4 protein-coding genes are annotated in these 4912 nt (G+C 72.6%); all 4 read right to left on the reverse strand.

The features are described from left to right. Nucleotides 1–132: 132 nt before the first annotated feature. The 4 genes from pgl to tal all read right to left on the reverse strand — a co-directional run bounded on the left by pgl (nt 133) and on the right by tal (nt 4772). The gene (gene pgl / locus ACFVWU_RS25565; RefSeq protein ID WP_387625157.1) at nt 133–921 is read right to left on the reverse strand and encodes a 6-phosphogluconolactonase; all 789 of its coding nucleotides are present in this window, start codon (nt 919–921) and stop codon (nt 133–135) included. Beyond that, a complete protein-coding gene (opcA, locus tag ACFVWU_RS25570; protein WP_387625159.1) occupies nt 918–2012 on the reverse strand; it encodes a glucose-6-phosphate dehydrogenase assembly protein OpcA in 1095 nt (364 codons plus the stop codon). The genes pgl and opcA overlap by 4 nt, the downstream gene beginning before the upstream one ends. Then, complete coding sequence (zwf, locus tag ACFVWU_RS25575) at nt 2009–3565, reverse strand: glucose-6-phosphate dehydrogenase (protein ID WP_387625229.1); 1557 nt, start codon at nt 3563–3565, stop codon at nt 2009–2011. Before zwf ends, opcA begins: the two co-directional genes overlap by 4 nt. Before the next feature lie 64 nt (nt 3566–3629). Next, a complete protein-coding gene (gene tal, locus ACFVWU_RS25580) occupies nt 3630–4772 on the reverse strand; it encodes a transaldolase (protein ID WP_387625161.1) in 1143 nt (380 codons plus the stop codon). Between the last annotated feature and the right edge of the window lie 140 nt (nt 4773–4912).

Here is a 4912-nt window from a genome sequence, read left to right on the forward strand (position 1 = left end):
CGGGGGGGGGGCCACGCGGCGCGGCGATAGCTGACGCGCCGGCGGGCCCCGCGGGCGCCCCACCGCGCGCCCCGCCCCCCAACACGTGGGGCCCCACCGACACCGCGGGGGCCCCCCCTTCTCGGTTGGCCGTTATGCCGAGGCCGGCGGGTACAGCTGCGGTGGGATCCGCTCCGCCGCGGCGCGGTCCAGCAGCCACAGGGTGCGGCTGCGGCCGTACGCGCCGGAGGCGGGCGCCTGGAGCTCGCCGGGGCCGGACAGGGCCAGCGCGACCGCGCCCGCCTTGTCCTCGCCGGCGGCCAGCAGCCAGACCTCGCGGGCCGCCCGGATCGCCGGGAGGGTGAGCGAGATCCGGGTCGGCGGGGGCTTGGGGGCCCCGCGCACGCCGATCACGGTCCGCTCGGTCTCCCGCACGCCCGGGTGCTCGGGGAAGAGCGAGGCGACGTGGGTGTCCGGGCCGACGCCGAGCAGCAGCACGTCGAAGGCCGGGACGCCGAGCCGGTCGCCCGGCCCGGCGGCCTTCGCCAGCTCCTCCGCGTAGCGGGCTGCGGCGGCCTCCACGTCCGAGCCGTCCACCCCGTCCGAGGCGGGCATCTGGTGCACCCGCGCCGGGTCGAGCGGGACGGCGTCCAGCAGCTCGGCGCGGGCCTGGACGGCGTTGCGGTCCGGGTCGGCGGCGGGCAGGAAGCGCTCGTCGCCCCACCAGAGGTCCAGCCGGCCCCAGTCGACCGCGTCGCGCGCCGGGGAGGCGGCGATCGCGGCCAGCAGGGCGTTGCCGTTGCGGCCGCCGGTGAGCACCACCGAGGCGGTGCCGCGGGCGGCCTGGGCGTCCACGATCCGGGTGATCAGCCGGGCCGCGGCCGCCTGGGCCATCAGTTCCTTGTCCCGGTGGACGACCAGCTGCGGGATCGCGTTGGTCATGCGCCTTCCTTGGCGGTGGTGCGCTTGCCGGCGGCCTTCTTGGCGGAGGGCTTCTTCTCCGCGTCGGCCGTCACCCGGTCCGGGTTGGCCAGCGGGGACTCGACCGCCTGGCCGCCTCCCTGTTCGGCCGCAGTCTCCTCGGCCGCCGCCATCTCGGCGGTGGAGGGCTCGTGCAGCCGCTCGACGGGCGTGCGCACGGCCGTCGCGTAGATGTCGTCCGGGTCCAGGCGGCGCAGCTCCTCGGCGATCAGCTCCGAGGTCTCGCGCCGCTTGAGCGCCACCTGGCGGTCCGGCGAGCCGGGCATGGAGAGCGTGCCCATCAGGCCGTCCGGGCGGTCCAGGGTGATGTCCCCGTCCTTGGTGCGCAGGTGCACCGCGGTGATGCCCGGGCCGCCGGTGACGACCCGCTCGACCGGCACGTGCAGCCGGTTGGTGAGCCACAGGCCGAGCAGCTCGACGCTGGGGTTGTAGGACTCGCCCTCGACCACCGCGGAGGTGATCCGGGACGGCCGCTGGTCCAGCGCGGCGGCCAGCATCGAGCGCCAGCCGGTGATCCGGGTCCAGGCCAGGTCGGTGTCGCCCGGGGCGTAGCTCTCGGCCCGCTGGGCGAGCTGGCCGACCGGGGACTCGGCGGTGACCGCGTCGGTGATCCGGCGCTGGGCGAGCGAGCCCAGCGGGTCCTGCGCCGGGTGCAGCGGCGCGTTGTCCGGCCACCAGACGACGGTCGGGGCGTCCGGCAGCAGCAGCGGCAGGACCACCGACTGGGCGTGCGCGACGAGTTCGCCGTGCATGCGCAGGATGGCCGTCTCGCCGGAGCCGGCGTCGGAGCCGACCAGGATCTCGGCGTCCAGGCGGGTCTCGGCGCGGGCCCGGGGCGAGCGCCCGGCGCGCTTGATCACCGCGAGGGTGCGCATCGGGTGCTCGCGGGAGGCGTCGTTGGCGGCCTTGAGGGCGTCGTAGGCGCTGCCCTCGTCGGTCACGATCACCAGGGTGAGCACCATGCCGGCGGCGGTGGAGCCGCTGGCCCGGCGCGCCGACATCAGCGCGGCGTTGATCTTGCTGGACGTCGTGTTGGTCAGGTCGATCTTCATGGCCGGCGCCAGCTCCTGCCGTCTCGTGCGAGCATCTCGTCCGCCTCGGCGGGGCCCCAGGTGCCCGCCGCGTACTGAGCCGGCTTGCCGTGGGCGTCCCAGTACTTCTCGATCGGGTCGAGGATCTGCCAGGAGAGCTCGACCTCCTGGTGGCGCGGGAACAGGTTCGACTCGCCGAGCAGCACGTCGAGGATGAGCCGCTCGTACGCCTCCGGGCTGGACTCGGTGAAGGACTCGCCGTAGGCGAAGTCCATCGTGACGTCCCGGACCTCGAAGGAGGTGCCCGGCACCTTGGAGCCGAACCGCACCGTCACGCCCTCGTCCGGCTGGACCCGGATGACCAGGGCGTTCTGCCCCAGCTCCTCGGTCGCGTAGGAGTCGAACGGCAGGTACGGGGCGCGCTGGAAGACCACCGCGATCTCGGTGACCCGACGGCCCAGCCGCTTGCCGGTGCGCAGGTAGAACGGGACGCCCGCCCAGCGGCGGTTGTTGATCTCCAGCTTGATGGCCGCGTAGGTGTCGGTCTTGGACTCCGGGTCGATGCCGTCCTCGTCCAGGTAGCCGGCGACCTCCTCGCCGCCCTGCCAGCCGGGCGCGTACTGGGCGCGCACGGTGTGCTTGCCGAGGTCGGCCGGGAGCTTGACGGCGCTGAGCACCTTGAGCTTCTCGGCCACCAGCGCCTTCGGGTGGAAGGACGCCGGCTCCTCGATGGCGGTGAGCGCCATCAGCTGCAGCAGGTGGTTCTGGATGACGTCCCGGGCGGCGCCGATGCCGTCGTAGTAGCCGGCGCGGCCGCCGATGCCGATGTCCTCGGCCATGGTGATCTGCACGTGGTCGACGTACGACCGGTTCCAGATCGGCTCGAACATCTGGTTGGCGAAGCGCAGCGCCAGGATGTTCTGGACGGTCTCCTTGCCCAGGTAGTGGTCGATCCGGAAGACCTCGTCCCGGGGGAAGACCTCGTGGACGACCTTGTTGAGCTCCTGGGCGCTCTCCAGGTCGTGGCCGAAGGGCTTCTCGATGACGGCGCGGCGCCAGGAACCCTGCGGCGGGTCGGCCAGGCCGTGCTTCTTGAGCTGCTGGACGACGGTGGGGAAGAACTTCGGCGGGACGGACAGGTAGAAGGCGAAGTTGCCGCCGGTGCCCTGGGCCTTGTCCAGCTCCTCGATGGTCTCGCGGAGCTTGTCGAAGGCGTCGTCGTCGTCGAAGGTGCCGTGGATGAAGCGCATGCCCTTGGCGAGCTGCTGCCAGACCTCTTCCCGGAACGGGGTCCGGGCGTGCTCCTTGACCGCGTCGTGGACCTCCTTGGCGAAGTCCTCGTCGTCCCACTCGCGGCGGGCGAAGCCGACCAGGGAGAAGCCCGGCGGCAGCAGACCGCGGTTGGCCAGGTCGTAGATGGCCGGCATCAGCTTCTTGCGGGACAGGTCGCCGGTGACCCCGAAGATGACCAGGCCGGACGGCCCCGCGATGCGCGGGAGCCGCCGGTCGGAAGGGTCACGAAGCGGGTTGACGGGGGTGGGCGGGAGGTCGTCCGCGTCCGACTCCGGCGTCAACTCGGGGAAATCAGTGCTCACTTGGTGTGCTCCGCTTTCGTGCGCTGGCTGTGTGAGCGGGGGGTCACTTCTCGCTGGCGAAGGAGGCCAGCGAGGCGGTGACGGTGTCGAGCAGCTCCTGCCAGGACTGCTCGAACTTCTGCACGCCCTCGTCCTCCAGGACCTGGACCACGTCGTCGTAGTCCACCCCGGCCGCCGCCACGGCGTCCAGGACGGCCTTGGCGTCGGCGTAGTTGGGGACGATGGTGTTGCCGGTGACCACGCCGTGGTCGCCGGTGGCGTCCAGGGTGGCCTCGGGCATGGTGTTCACGGTGCCGGGGGCGACCAGCTCGGTGACGTACAGGGTGTCCGGCAGGGCCGGGTCCTTGACACCGGTGGAGGCCCAGAGCGGACGCTGCGGCTTGGCGCCGGCGGCCTCCAGGGCCTTCCAGCGGGCGCTGCCGGCGGTCTTGCCGTCGACCGAGCCGAAGACCTCCTCGTACGCCTGGTAGGCGAGGCGGGCGTTGGCCAGGGCGGCCTTGGAGCGCAGGTTCCGGGCGTCGCCGCCGATCTTGTCCAGGCGCTTGTCGATCTCGGTGTCCACGCGGGACACGAAGAAGGAGGCGACCGACTCGATCTGGGAGAGGTCCAGGCCCTTGGCCTTGGCGGTCTCCAGGCCGGTCAGGTAGGCGTCCATGACGGCCTTGTAGCGGTCCAGGGAGAAGATCAGCGTGACGTTGACGCTGATGCCCAGGCCGATGACCTCGCTGATGGCGGGCAGGCCGGCCTTGGTGGCGGGGATCTTGATGAAGACGTTCGGGCGGTCGACCAGCCACCACAGCTGCTTGGCCTCGGCCACGGTCGGGGCGGTCTCGTGGGCCAGGCGCGGGTCGACCTCGATGGAGACCCGGCCGTCGCGGCCGTTGGAGGCGTCGTAGACCGGGCGCAGCACGTCGGCGGCGTCGCGCACGTCCGAGGTGGTGATCATGCGGATCGCCTCGTCGGTGGTGACCTTGCGGACGGCGAGGTCGCGCAGCTGGCCGTCGTAGGAGGTGTCGCCGCTGCCGGCGATGGCCTTCTGGAAGATGGTCGGGTTGGTGGTGACGCCCACCACGTGCTTGTTCTGCACCAGCTCGGCCAGGTTGCCGGAGTTCAGCCGCGTGCGGCTGAGGTCGTCCAGCCAGATCGCAACGCCTTCGTCGCTGAGGCGCTTCAGTGCGTCAGTCATGGTGCTTCAGTCCCTTTTTCTTCTGCTTCGTGGGGTAGTCAGAGGGGGCCGCGGGGCCCCCGGCGGGGGGGGCCGCGGCCCCCCGCCCCCGCCGCCCCCCACGCCGGCGGCGTGCACCACGGCGGTCAGCGGGTGTCCGG

The sequence above is a fragment of the Kitasatospora sp. NPDC058190 genome (assembly GCF_042883685.1).
In the GTDB taxonomy this organism is placed as follows: domain Bacteria; phylum Actinomycetota; class Actinomycetes; order Streptomycetales; family Streptomycetaceae; genus Kitasatospora.